The 20134-nt window shown below is 57.7% G+C and carries 16 protein-coding genes; 10 read left to right on the forward strand and 6 right to left on the reverse strand.

Translation table 11 applies throughout. The features are described from left to right. The first annotated feature begins 248 nt into the window (after positions 1 to 248). Complete coding sequence (parC, locus tag BMZ67_RS11690) at positions 249 to 2561, forward strand: DNA topoisomerase IV subunit A (RefSeq protein WP_092022800.1); 2313 nt, start codon at positions 249 to 251, stop codon at positions 2559 to 2561. After that, entirely contained in the window at positions 2554 to 3762 is a 1209-nt protein-coding gene (gene serB / locus BMZ67_RS11695; protein WP_092022802.1) for a phosphoserine phosphatase SerB, read from the forward strand. Before parC ends, serB begins: the two co-directional genes overlap by 8 nt. Positions 3763 to 3860: 98 nt before the next feature. Here serB and BMZ67_RS11700 read toward each other — a convergent pair whose 3' ends face one another. From BMZ67_RS11700 to epmB, 3 genes are all read right to left on the reverse strand, one after another. Continuing rightward, the gene (locus BMZ67_RS11700) at positions 3861 to 5954 is read right to left on the reverse strand and encodes an EAL domain-containing response regulator (protein WP_092022804.1); all 2094 of its coding nucleotides are present in this window, start codon (positions 5952 to 5954) and stop codon (positions 3861 to 3863) included. Between the two features lie 189 nt (positions 5955 to 6143). Then, positions 6144 to 7949 carry a GTPase gene (locus BMZ67_RS11705; RefSeq protein WP_092022806.1) on the reverse strand — a complete coding sequence of 602 codons (1806 nt, stop codon included), beginning with the start codon at positions 7947 to 7949 and terminating at the stop codon, positions 6144 to 6146. Positions 7950 to 8152: 203 nt separating this feature from the next. Then, positions 8153 to 9196 carry an EF-P beta-lysylation protein EpmB gene (gene epmB / locus BMZ67_RS11710; RefSeq protein WP_092022808.1) on the reverse strand — a complete coding sequence of 348 codons (1044 nt, stop codon included), beginning with the start codon at positions 9194 to 9196 and terminating at the stop codon, positions 8153 to 8155. 45 nt (positions 9197 to 9241) lie between these two features. On the opposite strand from epmB, the gene efp reads away from it, so the two are divergent. Together efp and epmA are read left to right on the forward strand one after the other, a co-directional pair. Beyond that, entirely contained in the window at positions 9242 to 9817 is a 576-nt protein-coding gene (gene efp / locus BMZ67_RS11715; protein ID WP_092022810.1) for an elongation factor P, read from the forward strand. A 13-nt stretch (positions 9818 to 9830) separates the two neighbouring features. Continuing rightward, on the forward strand, positions 9831 to 10808 hold the full coding sequence (gene epmA, locus BMZ67_RS11720) for an EF-P lysine aminoacylase EpmA (protein ID WP_092022812.1): 978 nt from the start codon (positions 9831 to 9833) through the stop codon (positions 10806 to 10808). Here epmA and asd read toward each other — a convergent pair whose 3' ends face one another. After that, a complete protein-coding gene (asd, locus tag BMZ67_RS11725) occupies positions 10809 to 11666 on the reverse strand; it encodes an archaetidylserine decarboxylase (protein ID WP_092022814.1) in 858 nt (285 codons plus the stop codon). A gap of 149 nt (positions 11667 to 11815) precedes the next feature. Between asd and motA the strand changes: the two genes are divergently transcribed. Further along, positions 11816 to 12667 (forward strand): flagellar motor stator protein MotA, encoded by an 852-nt coding sequence (gene motA, locus BMZ67_RS11730; protein WP_092022816.1) that lies wholly within the window; start codon positions 11816 to 11818, stop codon positions 12665 to 12667. Between the two features lie 50 nt (positions 12668 to 12717). Next, complete coding sequence (gene motB, locus BMZ67_RS11735) at positions 12718 to 13683, forward strand: flagellar motor protein MotB (protein WP_092022818.1); 966 nt, start codon at positions 12718 to 12720, stop codon at positions 13681 to 13683. A gap of 3 nt (positions 13684 to 13686) precedes the next feature. Here the strand turns inward: motB and rsgA are convergent, their stop codons facing one another. Continuing rightward, entirely contained in the window at positions 13687 to 14742 is a 1056-nt protein-coding gene (gene rsgA, locus BMZ67_RS11740) for a small ribosomal subunit biogenesis GTPase RsgA (RefSeq protein WP_092022820.1), read from the reverse strand. 123 nt (positions 14743 to 14865) lie between these two features. On the opposite strand from rsgA, the gene orn reads away from it, so the two are divergent. Then, positions 14866 to 15414: an oligoribonuclease gene (gene orn, locus BMZ67_RS11745; RefSeq protein ID WP_092022822.1), complete on the forward strand. Its 549-nt coding sequence runs from the start codon at positions 14866 to 14868 to the stop codon at positions 15412 to 15414. Here the strand turns inward: orn and queG are convergent. Further along, on the reverse strand, positions 15405 to 16490 hold the full coding sequence (gene queG / locus BMZ67_RS11750; RefSeq protein ID WP_092022824.1) for a tRNA epoxyqueuosine(34) reductase QueG: 1086 nt from the start codon (positions 16488 to 16490) through the stop codon (positions 15405 to 15407). The genes orn and queG overlap by 10 nt on opposite strands. A gap of 126 nt (positions 16491 to 16616) precedes the next feature. Here queG and BMZ67_RS11755 point away from each other — a divergent pair, with 126 nt between their 5' ends. Genes BMZ67_RS11755 through BMZ67_RS11765 form a run of 3 tightly spaced genes read left to right on the forward strand, consistent with a single transcriptional unit; the run spans position 16617 to position 20093 of the window. Beyond that, positions 16617 to 18209: an NAD(P)H-hydrate dehydratase gene (locus BMZ67_RS11755; protein ID WP_175481910.1), complete on the forward strand. Its 1593-nt coding sequence runs from the start codon at positions 16617 to 16619 to the stop codon at positions 18207 to 18209. Further along, positions 18190 to 18693: a tRNA (adenosine(37)-N6)-threonylcarbamoyltransferase complex ATPase subunit type 1 TsaE gene (gene tsaE / locus BMZ67_RS11760; RefSeq protein ID WP_092022826.1), complete on the forward strand. Its 504-nt coding sequence runs from the start codon at positions 18190 to 18192 to the stop codon at positions 18691 to 18693. Before BMZ67_RS11755 ends, tsaE begins: the two co-directional genes overlap by 20 nt. A gap of 32 nt (positions 18694 to 18725) precedes the next feature. After that, entirely contained in the window at positions 18726 to 20093 is a 1368-nt protein-coding gene (locus tag BMZ67_RS11765; protein WP_092022828.1) for an N-acetylmuramoyl-L-alanine amidase, read from the forward strand. Positions 20094 to 20134 lie beyond the last annotated feature (41 nt).

The following is a 20134-nucleotide window of genomic DNA, read 5'->3' on the forward strand; positions in this document are numbered from 1 at the left end:
CGAGAATACGGGCAGGGCAGTGGAGGCTCCATGCGTGAATTCCGCTATTGGAACTATGACGGGGACCCCTTCCAGGCTTTTGTGGCAAGGCCGCGAAGCTGGGCACCCACTGTGGTAATCGTTGATCGCTTTCGTCGAGACAGTCGCATTATAAGATTGGTGTAACTGTCACTGCGTCCATATAATGGTCGGCCAAGTGTCCCGCTGCAGGCGGTGAAGGGAAATCATTTCAGCCACAAGAGGCATTCATGCCAGAGTTTCAGACGACGGATGAAGGTTTTGAGCGTGTATCGCTAAAGGAATACACCGAGAAGGCCTACCTCGATTACTCCATGTACGTCATCCTCGACCGGGCACTGCCCAATGTCGGTGACGGATTGAAACCGGTCCAGCGGCGTATTGTCTATGCCATGTCAGAGCTTGGACTGAAATCCACGGCGAAGTACAAGAAGTCCGCAAGAACCGTGGGTGACGTGCTGGGTAAGTTCCACCCCCACGGTGACAGTGCCTGCTATGAAGCTATGGTGCTGATGGCCCAGCCGTTCTCCTACCGCTACCCATTGGTGGATGGACAGGGTAACTGGGGGTCTCCGGATGATCCCAAGTCCTTCGCTGCGATGCGGTATACCGAATCCCGTCTAACCCCCTTTGCAGATGTCCTGCTCAGTGAGCTTGGGCAGGGAACGGTCGATTGGGTTCCCAACTTTGACGGGACCATGGAAGAACCGTCGATTTTGCCGGCCCGCCTTCCTCACGTTCTGCTTAATGGTACGACGGGCATCGCGGTTGGGATGGCCACCGATATTCCACCTCACAACGTCCGTGAGGTAACGGCAGCCTGTATCCGTCTGCTGGATGCGCCTGAGTCCACGGTCAGTGAATTGTGTGAGCACGTCAAGGGGCCGGACTTCCCGACTGGTGCGGAAGTGATTACCCCCCGCAATGACCTGCTCAAAATGTATGAAACCGGTCGCGGTTCCCTGCGCATGCGCGCACGCTGGATTAACGAGTCCGGCGAGATCGTGGTTACTGATCTGCCGCACCAGGTGTCCGGCAACAAGGTTCTTGAACAGATCGCCCAGCAGATGCAGGCGAAGAAACTGCCGATGGTGGCGGACTTGAGAGATGAGTCAGACCACGAGAACCCAACCCGCCTGGTGATTGTGCCCCGATCCAATCGTGTTGATCTGGAAGGCTTGATGGCGCACCTGTTCGCCAGTACCGATCTTGAGAAGACGTACCGGGTCAACATCAATGTGATTGGCAACGATGGCCGCCCGGGAGTCAAAGACCTGCGAACCCTGTTGGGTGAATGGCTGAGCTATCGCCGTGTGACCGTCCGTCGGCGTTTGCAGTATCGGCTCGACAAGGTGCTGTCACGGCTGCACATCCTTGAGGGTTTGTTGATCGCGTTCCTCAACATCGATGAGGTTATCGAGATCATCCGTAATGAAGACAAGCCCAAGGCCGAGCTGATGGCTCGTTTTGGCCTGTCAGCCGATCAGGCCGAAGCCGTCCTCGAACTGAAGTTGAGGCATTTGGCGAAGCTTGAGGAAATGAAAATCCGTGGCGAGCAGGATGAACTTGCTGCCGAGCGGGACGAGCTCCAATCCATCCTGGCGTCTGAGGAACGGTTGCGGGAGCTGATCAAGTCTGAACTTCAGGCGGATGCTGAAACCTACGGTGATGATCGTCGCTCGCCGATTGTCCAGCGCAGCGAGGCGCGAGCGTTCAGCGAAGCGGATCTGGTGTCCAACGATCCGGTGACCGTAGTGCTGTCTGAAAAAGGCTGGGTTCGTGCCGCCAAGGGGCATGACATCGACCCTGAAGGCCTGAGCTACAAGTCCGGCGACAAGTTTGCCCTGGCCGCCAAGGGGCGCAATAGCCAGCAGGCCATATTCCTTGACTCCACAGGCCGGGCTTACGCCTTGATGGCCCACTCCTTACCTTCGGCACGGGGGCAGGGGGAGCCGTTAACGGGGCGGATCAACCCGATTGCGGGGGCTACGTTTGCCGGTTTGATGATGGGCGAGCCTGAGCAGAAGGTCCTGCTGGTTACCGACGGCGGCTATGGCTTTGTGACGTCTCTGGCGGACATGGTCAGCAAGAACCGGAACGGCAAGGCGGTGGTCTCGGTACCGAAAGGGGCGAAGATCATGCCGCCGGTGATGGTGCCTGCGAGCACGGCATCACTGCACCTTGTCGCTATCTCCAATGAAGGGCGGATGCTGGTGTTTCCGCTGAGTGAGTTGCCGGAGCTGGCGAAAGGCAAGGGCAACAAGATCATCAGTATTCCATCGGCCCGGGTCCTTAACCGGGAAGAGTTTGTGGTCGCGACCGCGGTATTCAGCGATCAGGATCATCTTGAGATCCGTGCTGGAAAACGCAAAATGGGTCTCAAGTTCAGCGACCTGGAGCACTACCTCGGTGAGCGTGGTCGACGTGGGCACAAGCTGCCACGAGGCCTTCAGCGGGTAGATGGTATTGATGTCATTGCCGCCAACGGCCAGGAGCCGGGTATCGACAGCATCCAGACAGAGGAGCAAGGCAGCGGTGAGTGAGCTGGTTCTGATCAACGTATCCGGGCGTGACAAGCCCGGACTGACCTCTGAAATTACCGGCATCATGGGGCGTTACGATGTCCGGATTCTGGACATCGGCCAGGCGGTGATCCACGACCACCTGACTTGGGGGATCCTTGCTGAGATTCCCGATGAAGCCAATGCGCCCCCGGTGATCCGTGACCTGATGTTCCGGCTTCACGCCTTGGACCTGCAGGTACGTTTCGCGCCGATTACGGTTGAGGAGTACCAGCAGTGGGCGGAGGGGCGTAATCGCGGCCGTTACATCGTCACGTTGCTGTCCCGTGATATCAAGGCAGAGCAGATTGCGCGGGTATCCGCCATCACCGCACGCCACGGCCTCAATATCGACAACATCACCCGACTGTCTGGCAGGCCATCACTGGACCCGAGTACCAATCGCCTTGCCTGCCTGGAATTCTCGGTTCGTGGTACGCCTTCAGATCTGGCTCAGCTACGCTCTGATTTCCTGCATATCGCCGCCGAGATGAACGTCGACATCGCGTTCCAGGAAGACTCCATCTATCGTCGCAATCGCCGTCTGGTGGTGTTCGATATGGATTCCACTCTGATCGAGGCGGAAGTCATTGACGAACTGGCCATGGAAGCGGGTGTGGGTGAGCAGGTGGCAGAGATCACCGAGCGTGCAATGCAGGGCGAGCTGGACTTCAGTCAAAGCTTTGCCGAGCGTCTGGCGCTGCTGAAAGGGTTGGACGAGTCAGTGCTGGAAGGCATTGCTGCCCGCCTTCGGCTGACGGAAGGGGCTGAGCATCTGATCAGCAGCCTGAAGTCCCTGGGGTATCGAACAGCCATTCTTTCGGGCGGTTTCACCTATTTTGCCCGTCATCTCCAAGAAAAGCTGGGCATTGATTATGTCCACGCCAATGAGTTGGAAATTGTCGACGGTAAGGTGACGGGGGAGGTCTCTGGGCCCATTGTTGATGGCCAGCGCAAAGCCAAGCTGCTGCTGGAAATCGCCGAAAAGGAACACATCTCCCGTGAGCAGGTGATTGCTGTGGGCGATGGTGCCAATGACCTTCCGATGTTGAGTCAGGCGGGGCTCGGAGTCGCCTTCCGTGCCAAGCCGCTGGTGAAAGAATCAGCGCGGCACTCCATCTCTACGCTGGGGCTGGATGCGATCCTGTACCTGATTGGATTCCGGGAAGGCGATAACCGCTGACCTGACTGCCGAGAATCAAAAAAGCCCGGCGTTATCCGCCGGGCTTTTTTGTTTCTCATACCTTGAAACCGGTAAAAGTGGCGTTGCGCCGGCGCTGTTTACTGCTGGTCGCCGAAGTCGTAGTTCATTTCCGCAACCGGAGCCTGTACATAGTAGCCCTGGATGTAGTTTACCCCGGCCTGCCACAGGGTAGAGAGCACCACGGCGTTCTCGACCATTGGAATAATGGTGAGTTTGCCGGCTTCCTGCAGGGTCTTCACCATTTCCTTGACCTGCTCTTTGGTTTCTTCGTTTTTCTGGAGTTCTTCGGTGAAGGAGCCGTCGATCTTCACGTAGTCAACATCCACGTGCTTGAGGGTGTTGAACGGGTTGATTGCCCCGCCAAACTGGCTGAGAGAGATCTTGCAGTGGAGTTCATGGACGCCCTTGACGAACTCTTTGGCCTGCTTGAGGTAGTTGGTGGTGTCACCTTCCCGGATCTGGAAAATCAGGGCGTCTCCCGGCAGACGGGCGGCCTTGAGCGCGACACTGAGCCAGCTGGTAAAGGTCTTGTCCTGAATGGTCTCAGCGCTGACATTCAGGAACAGCTTGGTGTCATGACCCCGTGAGCGGTGGACTGCCAACTGCTTGATCGTTTGCAGGATGACCCAGCGATCAATCTTGACCGCCATTTCTGAGGGGCCATTAGGGGGAAGGATGTCGTAGGGAGAGACTTCCTCGCCGCCTTTATCCACCATTCGCACGGTGGCTTCGTAATGTTCTTCGCCTTCGCCGCGCAGGTTAATGATGGGCTGGAACAGCATCCGGAAGCGGTCGTCATCAAGTGCGTTCTGGATGGCTTCGGTTGCATTGCCTTCGCCCAATCCTTCCGCTTCCACAGGATTGTAGGCAACAACACCATTGCCTCCTTCATGGCCTTCCTGCTTGCGGACTTCCGCTGCAGCGGTATGACCACGGCCAAGAACATCGGCGGCATTGGGGGCGTTTTCGGTGATCACGGCAACCCCGATACTGACAGTGAGCTGAACGGTGCGCCCATCAATTTCGAACAAATGGTCTTCAATGGTCTTGCACAGCTTGCCGCAAAGCTCGACGAGGGCCTTTTCTTCCATCGCTGGGGCCAGAATGCCAAACGCCTCATCGCTGAGGCGAGCCAGTACCATCTCTTCACCGGTCTGGTTCTTGAGAATGGTGGACAGGTCACCCAGCAGCAGGTCGGCGCCGGCAATGCCAAGCTGCCCTTTGATGGCCATGAAGTTATCGAGCTCAATGTAGGCCAGTGCGGCAGACTCGGTGTGGTCTTTGGCTTTGGTCACGGCACCTTCAAGCTGGTCCATGAAGTGCTGACGGTTGTACAGGCCTGTTAACAGGTCCTGGCTGCTGATCTGGCGGAGCTTCTCTTCCAGCTCGGCGTCGCTGTGTTCAGGCTGAATGACCAGCTGGGTGCATGGCTCGCTGTCGTAAGTGGCGGAGGAAACCGACATGGTGATGTTCAGTTCCTGGTCGTCACTGCGTCTTGCAACACAGTTCAGGCTCATGCCGTCCTTGCCGGTCTCGGCAAAGCTCTTCATGAACTCCTTGTACTTGCCCTGACTTTCGGTCGACAGCGTGTCGAGGATCGGGATACAGATCAGATCGTCAATGTCGTCGTAGCCGAGGAATTCCATATAAGACTGGTTAGCATAGATGTGCATGCCGTCGTTGATGTACGCGATGGCATCCTTTGAGCTTTCCAGCAGCAATCGGCAACGTTGCTCGGACTCCCTGAGGTGAGATTCCAGTGCGCGCCGTTTGCGCCGTTCTTCCAGGGCGGCCAGTTCCCGCTTGACCACCAGAACCAGCAAGCGGGTATGTGCAGACTGCACGGTGTCCTGAGCGCCGGCTTTGAGGAATTGCTCCGTGCGCTCATGGTTGAAGTCTTCGGTCAGCAGGACAAACGGAATGTCTTTGTCCATTCGGCGGATCATCGCCAATGCCTGTTCGGGGCCGAAGCCTTCTTCCCCTGCCACATTCCGGGCCAGTAGCAGATCCCAGTTACCTGACTTCAGCGTTTCTTCCAGGTCTTCCTCGGACGTGATCCGGTGAGCCCGGGTCGCCCTGCCGGAATTGCGTAACAGGCTAACGAGTGCCTCTGCTTCGTTCTGGGAAGGGTCCAGGATCAGCAGGTGAACCGTCGAATTCTTTTTCTGCATGCTTGGCGAGTCTCATGAATGCGGCTGGTGCGGACGAAAGCGGTCGTTTGTCTTTCCATATTCGACCGTTACGTTAGCCGCATGATGCAGGGGTTGCCTTGTAATGACAACCCTCTTGCCCGACTGACGCTACCGGGTTGGCAATTAATGGGGACGCAGGGGCTGAGGCCAGCCCCTTTTTTCAGGTTTTCAGAGTGACGGCCACAGCGAATCGAATTCGTCTTCGCTGGTTCCGGGTGTTGGAGACGGGGTGCTGGCAGTCACGGTATCGCTTTTGTTCAGCTTGAGCTCGAACTGGCTGATGCTGCCGGTCGCTGATACACGGTTGGTGAGTTGTCCCTGATCTTCACGGTTGTCGTGGAGTAACACAACCCGGCTGCCAGACTGGAAAGGCAGCCGTGGCGTAATCAGGGTGGCAGCCTGGCCGATGGCACTGATTTCCGGCAGCAGCAGTCCTCGCAGGTATTCACTACTGTGTCCGACCTTCTGGATCAGCTTGACGCCACAAGGCGCCGCACTGGGTGCCAGCAGTTCAATGCCAACCTGGGTGCCCTGGTTTCGAACTTGGCGAATCCAACGCACGATGGCAATGCTCCAGGGATGGCTGGACTGTTCCCGGACGCCGAGGATTTCGCCGGCTTGCATCGACGATGGCACGCTGCTGTCCCAGGATACGCAATAGCCACCAGGGCTGGTATTTACCAGGGTGGCCTTGTAGGCCGCAGGGCGGTGCTTTTCCGCCTGGGCATCCTCAACGGTGGAGCGTTTGCCGGCGCTGGACCGGAAGTCGATCGGGATGTCACTGTGGTGATGATGTTCATCACTCGGGCCCGCGTCGTAGGCACCCGCCCAGGCATCTTCTTTTTTCTTGCTCTGGCGGATAAAGGTATTGCTTTCGTCTTCAGCGGGCCTATGGCCGTCCACAAATTCAACAAAGCTCTTTTGCCCGGCGATGTAAAAGTGCGCAGCCGTCAGCCCCACACAGACTTCCAGCGATCCGTGGCTGGACATCCGGTTGAAGTTGCGTTTGGTCAGAACCCCCAAAGCCTGGCTTAAATGAGCCAGCAAGGTGTCGTTAACGCCGGGAGGCAGCGGGAAGTCTGCCTTGTAACTCCGGTTATGCTGGTCCACATGCTGGTGGAGATACTCGGCAATGCGGTCGGACAGCTCCTGGGTATCAAAGCCAAAGCCGTCCCCCTTGGTCTCTTCTTTGACCAGGCTGCTATAAATGGGAGGGGCGTCATGCTCCATGTGAATCAGGAACAGTTGGTCGGAGTCCGGCGCCGCAGTGCAGGAGGTCAGATCGGTCCAGTTTTCAAACAGGTCATAGACCTGGCTGACTTCATTCTGTCTGAGCTGGTTGGGCCGTGAACAGCCGAGCAGCAAGAGCCGCTTGTAACAGTCGCCGACACTGCTTTCGGTGCGATGATTGAGCGTGTCATCGCCCACGGGCAGGTCCGCGATCTTGTTTCTTTGGGCAAACCGGAACAGCCGGTGGCACTCCAGCCAAGCTTTTGACGGGCTAGGGCAGTAGAGCTGGTATGCCCTGACGATGGTTGCGGCCAGCTCGGAAATTGCGCGATGGCTGCTTGCCGCAATGGCTTTCCGGTTCTTTTCGAAACCATCGTTGCTGAGTTCGATCACGCACTGCTTGTAACCATTGGCCAAATGCAGTTGCAGCGCCTGGGAGAGGTTGGCGATCTTGCGCTGCTTCTCTGGCAATGCAACGGAGTGGCCAAGGTAATGGCGCGACAGTTCGTTGCAGACAAAACGGATTTTGGGCCGGATCAGCTCTAGCAATTGGAACCGGGGCTGAGGGGCAATAAAAAGCTGATTCAGCTCGATAATGGCGTGATACAACTGGCGTGAGGTTTCGCCGATGTTGGCCATTGGCAAGTTTTCAGTCCAATCTCGGATGGCTTTTGGCGAGGCATCGGCAAACGACAGGCTCGTCAGTTTCTGTTCCGGGATGGTCAGGTCGGGTGTAAGAGTCATTCGTCTTTGTACTCACAAAATTGTTATTACGTGATATTCCCGACAATTGAGCGAGTTCTAAGCGCAGGCCATGAAAATAAAATGTCGGAAATACATATCGTTATTTGTTTATTGTACGAAATCTAAAGTAGCAGTCTGTGCTCAAAAAGCTACTGTGTCACGAGTTTACAATGTTTGACAGGTGGGCATCAGGTACCGATTGACTACTCTGCATAAAGGTTGAGTGGCGTTTTACCGTCGCGGCCAGGCACTTCCCTGACCAGGCGTGGCACCAGGAAGCCCGGAAGCCTGGCGATGATGTCCCGCATCAGCTGCCTGGCGTGGTCATCCGGCACATCAAAGTGATGGGCTCCCTGAACCGGGTCGAACGCGTGGAGGTAGTAGGGCAGTATACCTGCGTCGAATAAGGTTTCGCTGAGGTCGCAGAGGGTGTCCGGGTCGTCGTTGACGTTCTTGAGAAGCACGCTTTGGTTGAGCAGGGTTACCCCTGCAGCCTTAAGCTTTGCCAGTGCCTCCCGGGTTGCCGGGTCCAGCTCGTTGGGATGGTTGATGTGGACAACCATGATCACTTGAAGTCGGGTGCTGCTCATCCAGGACAGCAGCTCGTCATTGACACGCTGTGGGATCACGATGGGCAGGCGGGTGTGAATGCGCAGTCGTCGCAGTTGGGGCAGGGCGCTCAGAGCCTGGGCCCAGCGCGCCAGAAGCCGATCATTTACGGCCAGCGGATCGCCGCCGCTGAATATGACTTCGTTGATTTCTGGCGCCGCCTGCAACGTGGCAATCACATGATCGCGGTCCTGGGGGGACAGTCGGTGGTCGCCGTAAGGGAAGTGTCGCCGAAAACAGTAGCGACAGTTAATGGCACATTGACCGGTGACCATCAGCAGGGCACGGCTTTGGTATTTCCGGATCAGTCCCGTCGTTGCCGTGGCGGTCGCTTCCTGCAGCGGGTCCTGTACGAATCCAGGCAGGCTGCGGGTTTCCTCTGCTAGAGGTAGTACCTGACGCAGGAGCGGGTCGTCTGGGTTGCCTCGCTCTATGCGCTCAAGATACGGCTGGGGGACCCGGACCGGGAAAAGCGCATGGCCGTTGACGGCACCTTCCAGCCAGGAGGGGGCTGGGAGGTCAAGCGCCTTGAGCAACGTCGCCGGGCAGGAGATGGAGTCGGCCAGAAGCTGTTGCCAGGTCTGGGGTTCGTTATCTTGTTGGCGGGCTTCTATACGGACTGCGGTTCGCTGTATCATAGCGACCTTTCGACTCTCAATAGCTTTCTTGCAGGTGGTATTAACATGGCTTCCTATTCTACCAACGAATTTCGCAGTGGTCTCAAGGTTTTGTTGGACGGCGACCCCTGTGCCATCCTGGAAAACGAATTCGTCAAACCGGGTAAAGGTCAGGCATTCAACCGGGTCAAACTGCGTAACCTGACGAACAACCGGGTATGGGAACGCACCTTCAAGTCAGGTGAATCTCTTGAGGCGGCTGATGTTATCGATCAGGACATGGAATACCTCTACACCGACGGCGAGTTCTGGCACTTCATGATGACGGACGGCTCTTTTGAACAGCACGCGGCAGACGCCAAGGCCGTCGCTGACGTCACCAAGTGGCTGAAAGAGCAGGATGTCTACACCGTAACTCTGTACAACGGTGCGCCATTGTCCGTGACTCCCCCGAACTTTGTTGAGCTCGAAGTGGTGGAAACCGATCCGGGTATGAAGGGCGACACGGCACAGGGCGGCTCCAAGCCTGCAACCCTGTCCACCGGTGCCGTGGTCAGTGTTCCGCTGTTTATCAACATCGGCGATGTGCTGAAGGTTGATACCCGTTCCGCTGAATACGTCAACCGCGTCAAAAACGTTTGATCGCGTCGATCTGATGACCCCAACCGGGTGCTGGGAACCGACCGCGTCGATTGAAGCTTTGCAGGCACGAGCTCTTCAGCTTAAGTACCTGCGCTCCTTCTTCGATCGTCGTGGTGTTCTTGAAACTGAGACCCCGGTGCTGGGGCGTCACGGTGTGACGGACCTCAACCTGGACAGCGTTGAGGCGAATTTCGCACCGATTATTGGCTGCCCGGCCCGCTCCGGGTGGCTGCAGACATCCCCCGAATACCATATGAAACGCCTGCTGGCAGCGGGCTCTGGTCCTATCTATCAGGTGTTTCGTGCGTTTCGCAGTGGCGAGCGTGGAACCCGCCATAATCCTGAGTTTTCCCTGCTTGAATGGTATCGGCCCGGGTTCACCGACCGTGAGCTGATGGCTGAAGTCGCTGACCTTGTCTGTGGCTGGTTGGAATGTCCGGCGCCGCACACCTTGAGCTACCGGGATGCGCTGGTTCGTTTTGCCGGGCTTGACCCTTTTGAGGTCAGTGATGAGGAGCTTGAGAATCGCTGCGAGCGCTGGCTCGGCGAAGGCAATGCGTCAGGCCTGGGGCGCGACGGCTGGCTCGATGTACTGATGAGTCATGAGGTGGAAGTGGCATTGCGTGAGCAACCGCCGACCTTCGTTACCGCCTACCCGGCCAGTCAGGCGGCTCTCGCAAGGGTTTCCGTCGAAGGCGGTGTCCCCGTCGCCCACCGTTTTGAGTTGTACGTCAACGGCATTGAGCTGTGTAACGGCTATTGGGAACTGACGGACGCCGAGGAGCAGCGGCAACGGTTTCTGGCTGACAATGAGGCCAGGAAGGGTGCGGGAAAGCCTGAAATGCCGGTGGATGAGGCGCTGCTATTTGCGCTGGAAGCCGGTCTCCCGGACTGTGCCGGCGTTGCGCTGGGGCTGGACCGGCTGCTGATGCTCAAGATGGGGAAGACCTCAATCGCTGAGGTTGTGGCCTTCCCCTTTGAGATCGCCTGATCAGGCGTTGAGGCCGAACGCCTCACCCATGCGGATGGTCTTGCCGGCAATCATGTCTTTCTTCCACTGGGTTGCCCCTTTGGGCGCCACCATGATTACGGTGGAACCCAGGCGGAAACGACCCATTTCCTGCCCTTTTTCGAAGGTGATGGGCGTCTTCAGGTGGTCGTATTTCGAAACTGAAACACCGTTACCGCTCGGCACCACAACCCCTGCCCAGGTGGTTTCGACGCTACCAACAATCATGGCGCCAACCAAGACCATCGCAAAGGGACCGATGTCGGTATCAAAAATGGCAACCACTCGCTCATTGCGGGCAAATAGGTTGGGAACATTTTCAGCGGTCACGGGATTTACCGAGAACAACTTACCCGGTACGTGGATCATCTCCCGCAGGGTTCCGGACATCGGCATGTGAATACGGTGATAGTCTTTCGGAGCCAGGTAGATGGTCGCAAACTCACCATTCTCGAACGGCTCGGTCCGCTCGGCGTCGCCACCCAGAAGCTCCTGAAGGCTGAAGGATTGCCCCTTGGCCTGGAAAACGCGGTCGTCGCTGACTTGACCGAGCTGGCTGATGGCACCGTCAACCGGGCTGGTGAGTACCTTGGGGGCCGGGTCGACCGGGCGGAGCCCTGGTTTCAGTTCCCGTGTGAAGAAGGCATTAAAGCTGGGGTAGGCTTCCGGGTTGGGCTCGGCTGCTTCACTCATGTTTACGCCATAACGGCCGATAAACCACTTGATCACCCTGTTCTTCAGGGCCGGGGTCCGGTCGCTGTCTGCGAGCTTGCCCGCCAGGCGGGAAACTGCAAGCTGGGGCGTAACGTATTGACTGATAACAAATAGCTTGTCCAACATGGGTGCTTTCTCTTGTAAACAGAGCGCGTGATTCTATCAAAGTCTGAAGGGATAGCGAGTAATTGGTTGAATTTGCTATCTTCGCGGATGGCGAGAGCCGTTGCTATGATTGTGGCGGCAATTCCTTTTCAACGGGTGTATGAGGTTTTATGGCATTAATCATTGGTGGGATTATTGTGGTTGCCTGCGTATTGGGCGGCTATACGCTCCATGGCGGAAACCTGATGGTATTGTGGCAACCGACGGAGCTCCTGATCATTTTTGGGGCGGCATTGGGGTCATTCATCATTGCCAACCCTCCCAGCCTCATCAAGCAAGTCTTCCAGGGGATCCTGCGCTTGCTGACGGGGTCGCCATTCAATAAAGCCTTTTACTTGGACCTGCTCAGTCTGCTGTACGATGTCTTCGACAAATCGCGAAAGCAGGGGGTGATGTCAATTGAAGAGGACATCGACAACCCTGAGTCCAGCGCGATTTTTACCCGTTATCCTGCGGTGATGAAGTCTCGGGAATTGATGGCGTTCATTACCGACTATCTGCGCATCATCAGTTCCGGCAACATGGCGCCCCATGAGCTGGAAGGCATGATGGACAATGAAATCGATAGCCGTCATCGCGAACTCGAAGAGCCGGCTCATGCCGTTAATAAAATCGCGGATGCATTGCCGGGTCTGGGTATCGTGGCTGCGGTGCTGGGTATTGTCATCACCATGAATTTCCTGGCCGAAGGGCCTGAGCGGATTGGTCTCAGTGTGGCGGCAGCACTGGTTGGTACTTTCCTTGGAATCTGGATGGGGTACGGGTTTGTCGGCCCCACTTCCATAGCTCTTGAGCACGCAGCCCAGTATGAGCTGAAAGCCTACGAATGCGTCAAATCATCCCTGATTGCTACGGTGTCCGGGCAGGCTCCGCAGATGGCGGTTGAATTTGGGCGAAAGGCGCTGCCAACCCATAAGCGACCTGATTTCCAGGAGCTGAATGATCACGTGCGTTCGAAGTAACGGTGTTACACGTAACGATAACGCTTTGAGTAGCCAGACCGGGTGATGACGTGGAAGAAAGACCGATCATTGTAAAGCGCAAAAAGGTGGTAGCCGGTGGTCACCATGGTGGCTCCTGGAAAGTGGCATTTGCCGATTTTGCGACCGCCATGATGGCCTTTTTCCTGGTGCTTTGGCTGACGGCCACGGCGACACCGGAGCAGATTGAGGCGGTCGAGGGCTATTTTCGGGACCCGGTTGGGTATGTCGATGGTGGCTCTCGTAATCCTGTTGATCTGGGGGGCAGTGCGTCGGTGGTTGAGGCGTCCAGTGCCGACGTCGCGGACAGTCAGATCCAAATTGAGGATGAGCGGATCGAAGAGTTGGCGGACTCCCTGGAACGTCGCCAGATGGAAGAGCTGTTTCAGGACCTGCAGGAGCAGATTGAGCAAAGCCAGACGCTTCAGGAGTTCAAGGACCAGCTGCTCATTGATATCACTGATGAAGGGTTGCGGATTCAGATCGTGGACCGTTCCCAGCGACCGATGTTCGACAGTGGGCGTGCCCAGCTCAAGTACTACTCCCAGGATATCTTGTTCGAACTAGCCAAGCCGTTGAGCATGGTGCCCAACAAACTCAGCATTACCGGTCATACCGATGCTACGCCGTTCAGTGGTCGTCCCGGTTACACCAACTGGGAATTGTCGGCGGACCGCGCCAATACCGCCCGCCGCGCCCTGGTTGCCGGAGGTGTGGGCAATCAGCAGATTGCCCGGGTGGTTGGGCTCAGTGACTCGGTACTGTTCGACCAAGATGACCCAACGGCCCCGGTCAACCGCCGCATTGCCATCATCGTGCTGAACAAGAAAACCGTGCAGGATATACAGGACAACGCCGGTCGTCAGGACCCTAACCAGCCGCTGATCGACCTGACTGCACCGACTGAGGCACAGCGGCGGGAAGCGCAAGAGGCTCTTGAAAGTGGTGACTGGCTGCAGGAGCGGGAAGAGCCCAACCCGAACGAGTTGAGCTGGTAAACCTTACTCTACAGTGAGTCCCCGGGATTGCTGTTCCGCCATGTCCTGAAGGATGCGGTGGAAGCTGTGCATCCGCTCCGGCGTGATTTCACCTTTGTCGGCGGCGTCGTTGATGGCGCAGCCGGGGTCGTTCTGGTGGCGGCAGTTGCGGAAGCGGCAGTGGCCCATCAAGTTGCGGATTTCCCGGAAGCCAAATTCGATCTCGTCCGCAGACATATGCCACAAACCAAACTCCCGGATCCCCGGAGAATCAATCAGGTCCCCCCCGCAGTCCAGATGGAACAATCGTGCCGTGGTTGTGGTGTGGGTGCCTTTGCCAGTGCTCTCGGATACCGCACCGACGCGAATGGACTCGTCCGGTAGCAGTGTCTGAATGATCGATGACTTACCGACACCTGACTGGCCGACGAACACGCTGGTCTGGCCCTGGACCAGTTCGGTCACCTGGGAGGCGGGTTCGCCATCGGTCGTGCGCGCGGAGGTCCTTACCACTGGATACCCCAAAGACTCGTAGCGTGCCAGTAGACGGTCGATCGCTTCCCGGTTGTCATCGGTCACCAGGTCCTGCTTGTTGAGCAGGATGACGGCGGGTATGCCGGTCGTTTCCGACGCCACCAGGTAGCGGTCGATCAGGTTGTCGTGTGGCTCCGGTTCCGGCGCAATGACCAGAATGATGTGGTCAATGTTGGCCGCAACCGGCTTGATCTGGCCAAACTTATCCGGGCGCTGCAGTAAATTCTGGCGCTCCGAGCGGGCGACGATGACGCCGGTTTCGCCTGACCCGGGACGCCAGATGACCCGGTCCCCGGTCACCAGGCTGTCAATGTTGGCGCGGACAAAGCAGCGACAGACGCTGCCTTTACGCTCGCCCTCAAGCGCCTCGATGTCCAGTTGCTGGCCATAGTGGGCGATAACCAGCCCGGCCTGCTCTGCGCCGAGTTCGCCAGCTTCCAGTTGTTCGTCAATGGCGCGTTCCTTGCGGTGAGCACGCTCCGCCCGTTCCTGCTGAATCTTGCGGATACGCCACTGCTGTTGTTTGTTTAATCGACGTTTGGCCATAGGCAATAGTGTGATGTCAGTATCGAGGGCTAATCTGGTGTACCATCATACTCGAATTGCCCCGTTGCTGCCTGCACGGTGGCAGTCTCCTCGCGCGAAACCTTTACCCTCAGGAGAGAAGTAATGTCGGCATCCGACCGCCTTGTCTGGATTGACCTGGAAATGACCGGGTTGGACCCGGAACGGGAACGCATCATCGAAATTGCCACCATTGTCACCGACTCGAACCTCAATGTCATTGCAGAGGGGCCGGTCATCGCAGTGCATCAGCCAGACAGTTTGCTGGATGCCATGGATGAGTGGTGCACCAGGACTCATGGCGAAAACGGCCTGACCCAGCGGGTCAAAGACAGCAAGGTGTCGGAAGCGGAGGCGGAACAGCAGACGCTGGCCTTCCTGAAGGAGCACCTGGATGCAGGTGCCTCACCACTCTGCGGTAACAGCATTGGGCAGGATCGTCGCTTTCTGGTGAAGTACATGCCGCAACTGGAGGCGTTCTTCCATTACCGCAACCTTGATGTCAGCACGGTAAAGGAGCTGGCGCGGCGTTGGCGGCCTGACGTATTGGCAGGCGTGGCCAAAAAGGGCTCACACCTTGCTCTGGATGATATCCGGGACTCCATTGCCGAGCTCCAGCATTACCGGGAGGCGTTTTTCCGCCTTCAGGACTGAGTCGCGGGTGGTGTGGCGTCGGTATCGACGCCATGCTGCTGCAAAGCCCACAGCACATGTTCCCTCACCAGCGGGGAAGGGTGGTTGGTCCGGTATTTAAGGGCCTCAATGACTGGAATGGTGGATGGTGCGTTTCCCAGTCCCACTGCCAGGTTGCGGAGCCAGCCTTCATACCCGGTCCGGCGAATGGCCGACCCTTCCGTGCGCGTTAGAAACTCCTCTTCGGTCCAGCGAAACAGCTGAGCCAGCTCGGTATTGTCCAGATGGTGCCGCGGCTTGAAGTCCTCTTCAGCGGACGGTTTGCTGAAACGGTTCCAGGGGCAGACCAGCTGACAGTCATCGCAGCCAAATACCCGGTTGCCCATCAGTGGTCGTAACTCTTCCGGAATGGCGCCCTTCAGCTCAATGGTCAGGTAACTGATGCAGCGCCGGGCGTCCAGCACGTGTGGGGCGGGGAAGGCCTGGGTCGGGCAAAGGTCCAGGCAGGACGTGCAGCGGCCACAATGGTCTTTGTCATACGGTGTGTCGAGTGGCAGTGGCGCACTGGTGAAAATTTCACCCAGGAAGAAGAATGAGCCGGCCTTGCGAGTCAGCAGCATGGTGTTCTTGCCCTGCCAGCCCAGTCCGGCTTGACGGGCCAGGGCGCGTTCCAGCACCGGGGCGCTGTCGACAAACGCCCGGTAATCGAACCCGGACACCGCATCATCAATCCGCTTGGCGAGGGTTGCCAGGCGTTTGCGCATCAGTTTGTGGTAATCACGTCCCAGGGTATAGCGAGATATATAGGCTTTTTCGGGATTAGACAAGACATCGCCGGGGCTGTCCGGTGTTGTCAGGTAATCCATGCGCACGGAGATGACCCGTTGGGTTCCCGGTACCAGTTCGGTGGGCGTAAACCGCTTGTTGCCATGGTCTGCCATATAGCTCATTTCGCCATGTAGGCCATTCGCCAGCCACCGTTTCAGGTGGCTGCCATGGTCGCCAGTATCGGGCGTGCTGATGCCAACATCGGCAAAGCCAAGTTCTTGTGCCCAGCGGCGGATAATATCTGGAAGTGTGTCCAGGGATTGGTGCATATTGGACTTTAGAATGTTTAACAAAACGGCAATTGTTTAAGTTATGACCTTTAGGGCTGTTTTGCTATTCTTTACAGAGATCTGGCCCTATAACTTCAACCGGTTTCTTTGCCAGGACCCGACGTCATGATCCCAGCGGTTAGCCGTAGTCTACCAGAATCCCTGTATTCCGCCGATGCGGTGCGGGCGATTGACCGTTATGTGATCGGTCAGTGTCAGGTGCCTGGCTTTGAATTGATGCAGCGGGCAGCCAGCAGCGTTTTCCGGAATATGATCAAAGTCTGGCCAGAACCGGGGCGGTTGTTGGTGCTTTGCGGTGCTGGCAATAACGGTGGCGATGGTTACCTGGTGGCGGCCAGTGCGGTTCGTCATGGGCTCGACGTTGACTGTGTTGCCGTGACTGATCCTGAGCGCCTGAAAGGGGATGCCCTGAAGGCTTATCAGGCCGCCGTGGGCGACGGAGTTGGAGTTCGACTCTGGCGCGAACTCGATGAGGGCGCCCGTGCGGTGTTGTTTGCTACCGCCGGACTGATTGTCGATGGCATGTTGGGAACCGGCGTGACGGGGGCTCCGAGAGCTCCGTTCGATGACCTGATCCGCCGCTGCAATGCCAGCCTGGCACCGGTGCTGGCAATTGACCTTCCGTCAGGGTTGGATGCGACAACGGGGCATGCGGCGGGCGATGTGGTCCGGGCGGTAGTAACGGTCACCTTTATTGGCCTGAAAACCGGCCTGCTAACCGGGCAGGGGAGTGGGTGTTCGGGGCAGGTGGTGTTCGAATCACTGGAGACCGAACCTTTTCTCGATAGTTGTGGTGAGCAGCCGACGGCCCGGAGAGTGGATTGGTGGGGGCTTCGGTCTCGCTTACCCGTTCGCTCGGCGGCGGCCCACAAGGGGCATTTTGGGCATCTGCTGATAGTTTCGGGTGACCGTGGTTTTGGTGGGGCCGCGTTGCTGGCGGCTGAGGCTGCAATACGTAGTGGCGCTGGCCTGGTGACGTTGGCGACACGACCGGAACACGTCATGCCGGCGCTGGCCCGGTGTCCGTCCGTTATGGCGCAGGGCGTGATTCATGGGTCGGAGCTGGTGCCGATGCTGTCCAGGGCATCCATTGTGGTTTGTGGGCCAGGATTGGGGCAGTCGTCCTGGGGACAGCAGATGCTGCAACAGGTGGTGACCAGCGGTAAGCCCCAGGTTTTGGATGCGGATGCCCTGAACCTGTTGTCGCAACGGGTTCCGGTGACCGCCAATAACCATATTCTGACGCCTCACCCGGGGGAGGCTGCACGATTGCTGGGAATGACCTCTGCCGCAGACGTAGAGGAGGACCGGGTGGCGGCCGCTATCCGCATTCAGCAGGAATATGGCGGAACAGTGCTGCTCAAAGGTGCTGGCACCGTGATTACGGACGGACGTGAAACCATCATCATTAGTGGTGGTAACCCGGGCATGGCGACCGGTGGTATGGGTGATGTGCTGTCGGGTATGATTGGCAGCCTCCTTGCACAGGTCGCGACTCCGCTGGAGGCAGCGACACTCGCGGCGACGCTGCATTTGGCGTGTGCCGACCGGGCTTCGGAGTCGAAAGGGTATATGGGACTCATCCCAACCGATGTCATTGATACGCTGCCGTTGATGCTCGCTGAGGCCGAGAGGTTGTCAGAGCGCCGGTTGCGAGAGGGTTTACAGGGAATTGATGATGCCGTTGACGGCGAGTGAAACGGTTCGTTGCACGGTTGTGCTGGCGGACGAAAGCGAAACAGAGCGGCTGGGCGCTGAGATCGCCCGGCAGGTGCTTGCCAGCGGCGATGGTCTGACGATTTTCCTTGAGGGCAACCTGGGGATGGGCAAGACCACGTTGAGCCGGGGGGTGTTACGGGCACTGGGGCACACAGGTTCGGTCAAGAGCCCTACCTACACGTTGGTAGAACCGTACGAGCATTTACGCCCGGCCGCGTACCATTTTGATCTTTATCGGCTGGGTGACCCGGAAGAACTGGAATACATGGGCATTCGGGATTATTTCCTCGGTGATGACATCTGTCTCATCGAGTGGGCGGAAAGGGGGCAAGGGGTGTTGCCCGAGCCGGACCTGATCATTCGCCTGGAAGCCCGGGGGCACGGACGGGTGGCGTACCTGAACGCGGGAACCCGTCGAGGGAGTGGCGTTGTGCTGGCGATCGATGCCGCGACTCCTGACTGAACGAAATACTGAAAAGCGATTGGGTGCACAGGATGGGTAAATATATCAGCAGATCACGCGGCCGTTGGGCAATCAGAGCCCTACAGGTCTTTGCGTTGCTTGCGGTTTGCTGGCAAGCCAACGCCGGAGCTGACATTGAGGGCGCCCGGGTCTGGCCTGCCCCTGATCATACCCGCCTGGTATTCGATACGTCGGCCCCGGTTGAGCACAATATTTTTGCCCTCAACAATCCCTCCCGTCTTGTGATCGACATCAGCAATACCGGCATGGATGCGGACTTCTCGTCACTGGACCTGTCAGGCACGCCGATCCAACGAATTCGCACGGCACCAAGAAATGGGACGGACCTTAGGGTGGTCTTGGACCTGAATGGCGATGTCCAGCCGCGGAGTTTCCAGCTTGAGCCCAATCAACAGTATGGCCACCGTCTGGTGCTCGACCTGCTGGGGTCTGGGGGGGCGAGTCGCAGCGAGGAGCCTGCGCGGCCAACCTTGTCGGATAATGGCTCAGGACAGCGCGATATCATTGTGGTGGTGGATGCCGGGCATGGCGGCGAGGATCCCGGGGCAACCGGTCCTGCCGGAACCCGAGAGAAGGATGTCGTTCTGCGTCTGGCCAGAACTCTGGCTGAAGTTATTGAGAGTCAGCCTGGATATACCGCCCGGCTGACAAGAGACGGCGACTACTATATCGACCTGCGTAGCCGTACCCTGTTGGCCCGTCGCCATAATGCGGATCTTTTCGTATCCGTGCATGCGGATGCATTCAACACCGCCCAGCCGCGGGGTGCCTCTGTATTCGCCTTGTCCCAACGCGGGGCAACCAGTGAAACGGCGCGCTGGCTGGCACGCAGTGAAAATCGCTCTGACCTGATCGGTGGTTCGGGCGGGGTGTCCCTGGACGGTAAGGACGATACCCTTGCCGGCGTGCTGCTTGACCTGTCGATGACGGCCAGCATCAATGCGAGCATCGGTGTTGGTGACTATGTCCTGCGTAATCTGGAGCAGGTCACCCGCCTGCATAAGTCGGGTGTTGAACAGGCGTCCTTTGTGGTGCTCAAGTCGCCCGATATCCCCTCCATTCTTGTAGAAGCCGGGTTTATCTCCAACCCTCAGGAAGAGCGCAACCTGGGCAGTGCCAATTACCGTCAGCAGTTGGCCAGAGCGGTGTTCAAAGGTATTGAAGACTACTTCCACCAGACACCGCCGCCGGGCACCCTGGTTGCTTGGCAGAAGCGACAAGAGGGCGGCGGCGCAAGCCACTATCGGATCCAGCGTGGTGATACCCTGTCGGCTGTTGCCCGGGATAACCGGACCACCGTACGTGAGCTGATGCAGTATAATGGGCTCTCGGATGATCGAGTGGTTGTCGGGCAAACCATCCGTATACCTGCGTCCTGAGCTTTCCTGGCGTTCTTGCTATCATTCCCGCCTGTAATTGC

Origin of the sequence: Marinobacter zhejiangensis (assembly GCF_900114775.1) — a bacterium.
Classification (GTDB): domain Bacteria; phylum Pseudomonadota; class Gammaproteobacteria; order Pseudomonadales; family Oleiphilaceae; genus Marinobacter; species Marinobacter zhejiangensis.

Bases quoted from the DNA above. Each gene is read 5' to 3' on its own strand.
- orn (WP_092022822.1), top strand. From the start codon at position 14,866: ATGTCGGCATCCGACCGCCTTGTCTGGATTGACCTGGAAATGACCGGG.
- epmB (WP_092022808.1), bottom strand. From the start codon at position 9,196: ATGATACAGCGAACCGCAGTCCGTATAGAAGCCCGCCAACAAGATAAC.
- parC (WP_092022800.1), top strand. From the start codon at position 249: ATGCCAGAGTTTCAGACGACGGATGAAGGTTTTGAGCGTGTATCGCTA.
- epmA (WP_092022812.1), top strand. From the start codon at position 9,831: ATGACCCCAACCGGGTGCTGGGAACCGACCGCGTCGATTGAAGCTTTG.
- queG (WP_092022824.1), bottom strand. From the start codon at position 16,490: ATGCACCAATCCCTGGACACACTTCCAGATATTATCCGCCGCTGGGCA.
- tsaE (WP_092022826.1), top strand. From the start codon at position 18,190: ATGCCGTTGACGGCGAGTGAAACGGTTCGTTGCACGGTTGTGCTGGCG.
- BMZ67_RS11700 (WP_092022804.1), bottom strand. From the start codon at position 5,954: ATGCAGAAAAAGAATTCGACGGTTCACCTGCTGATCCTGGACCCTTCC.
- BMZ67_RS11755 (WP_175481910.1), top strand. From the start codon at position 16,617: ATGATCCCAGCGGTTAGCCGTAGTCTACCAGAATCCCTGTATTCCGCC.
- asd (WP_092022814.1), bottom strand. From the start codon at position 11,666: ATGTTGGACAAGCTATTTGTTATCAGTCAATACGTTACGCCCCAGCTT.
- BMZ67_RS11705 (WP_092022806.1), bottom strand. From the start codon at position 7,949: ATGACTCTTACACCCGACCTGACCATCCCGGAACAGAAACTGACGAGC.
- BMZ67_RS11765 (WP_092022828.1), top strand. From the start codon at position 18,726: ATGGGTAAATATATCAGCAGATCACGCGGCCGTTGGGCAATCAGAGCC.
- rsgA (WP_092022820.1), bottom strand. From the start codon at position 14,742: ATGGCCAAACGTCGATTAAACAAACAACAGCAGTGGCGTATCCGCAAG.
- efp (WP_092022810.1), top strand. From the start codon at position 9,242: ATGGCTTCCTATTCTACCAACGAATTTCGCAGTGGTCTCAAGGTTTTG.
- motA (WP_092022816.1), top strand. From the start codon at position 11,816: ATGGCATTAATCATTGGTGGGATTATTGTGGTTGCCTGCGTATTGGGC.